Below are 1,584 nucleotides of genomic sequence, written 5' to 3' on the forward strand. Positions count from 1 at the left end.
GCGGCCGTGCAGGGCCGCGTTGCGGAGGGTGGCCGGCGGGAGCCGTAGCACCCGCAGCGGGTCGAGGGCGGTGGCCTCGCCGCTGCAGGTGCCGCGCAGCGCCCCCGCCAGTGACTCCAGGGTGCCCTCGCTTTCGGCCGCCAGATAGACGGCGGTGCGCCACCAGCCCTGGGCGCGCGCGGTCTCCAGCCGGTCGATGTGCTGCTGGAGCAGTTTCTCGCAGGCCTCGGCGGTGGCGTCGAGCAGCTCCGCGTTGTGGCTGCGGAGGGTCGAGACGCCCTTGGACTGGGAGGTGTTGCGCGGGCCGCCGGTGAGCGAAGCGAGCTGGAGGACCGAGGGGGCAGCGGTTGCCAGCGGGCGCACGGACGGGAAGATGCCGGCCATGGAGCAGAAGACCGCGATGGCGGTGAGGCAGGCCGGCAGGCCCGGTTCGGCTCCGGCGGTCTCGGTGGTGGAGGTGGTACTGCTCTCTCCCTGCTGGCTGGCGACGGTGTGCCGGACCAGCGCGTGGATTTCGCTGCGCAGGCGACGACAGTGGTCGAGGGTACGGTCGAGCTCCCCGGCGGATAGGGGTTCGGCTGCGACCACCACGGCGTAGCGGCGGTCGCCGACGGCTGCGGCAAGGCGGTCGAGTGACTGGAACGCGGCGGGACTGCGGCCGTGGACGGGGGCGGGAATACCGGTGATCAGGGCGAGGGCCGGAGCGCTGCGGACGAACGCGGCCAGCTCGGCGTGGGAACCCTCCTCGAATGAGTCAGGGGGGCCGAGTTCGAGTCCTGGGATGTGGGCGCGCAGCACCCCGGCCTGGCCCTGCAGGAAGTCCTCGGTGGAGCCCCTGGAAATGCCTGCGAGGCGGCGCCCGCCCCAATGGATGCGGTGCCTGCTGCCGTCACCGTGGACCGCGACACTGAGCAGATGGCCACCGCTGTGGCAGGCGGTGAGGACGTGGGGGACAGCGGCAGCCCAGCCTGACTCGGACGACGGGCGGCCCAGGGCGCGGATCTCGTGCAGCAGCGGTCGGGGCCCGTCTCCCGATGGCGGTCTGACGGTCCATCGGGTGGGATCGAAGTCGGTGAGGTAGCGGCGTTCCAGCAGGCCGAGCAGCAGGTGCGGCATGGCCTCGGCGAAGCCGGCCGACCCCACCAGCGCACCGGCGGTTGCGGTCGGGCTCTCGTGTCCGCCGGGCCCAGCGAGCTGAACGGGAAGCTGAGGCAGCGGTCCGGGGACGGCTGGGGGCTTGGACGTCATCGTGGCTCCGGCGTGCGTGGGGTCGTCAATGGCTGCCGCGGGTGCGGGACCGGCGTGTCGGCGGGCGGACGAAGGAGCCGGTCCGCCATGGCCGGTCACCATCGCGGCGGATCAGTGGCCTTCCGCGACGGCGGGCTTCGCCCGTGGCTCGCTGGACCGCCGGGCCGATGCGCTGTGCGGATGCGGGCGCGCGGCAGGGAATGGTCACGGGGACTCCGGTGAGGCGGACCAGCGCTCCCAGGGCGGGTCTGACGCCGGTGCGATGCCGGGTGCCGCCGTCGGCAATCGGCCGTGGAACTCCGGCCAGTAGGCCGCACCCACGGCCAGATCGGCCGC

At 73.6% G+C, this 1,584-nt stretch carries 1 protein-coding gene; it reads right to left on the reverse strand.

Going from position 1 to position 1,584, the window contains the following annotated elements; translation table 11 throughout:
• A partial coding sequence (locus BEK98_RS47620) for a hypothetical protein (RefSeq protein WP_143684309.1) occupies positions 1-1,248 on the reverse strand: 1,248 nt, incomplete at its 3' end.
• Positions 1,249-1,584: the final 336 nt, after the last annotated feature.

The sequence above is a fragment of the Streptomyces diastatochromogenes genome, assembly GCF_002242805.1.
Classification (GTDB): Bacteria; Actinomycetota; Actinomycetes; order Streptomycetales; family Streptomycetaceae; genus Streptomyces; species Streptomyces diastatochromogenes.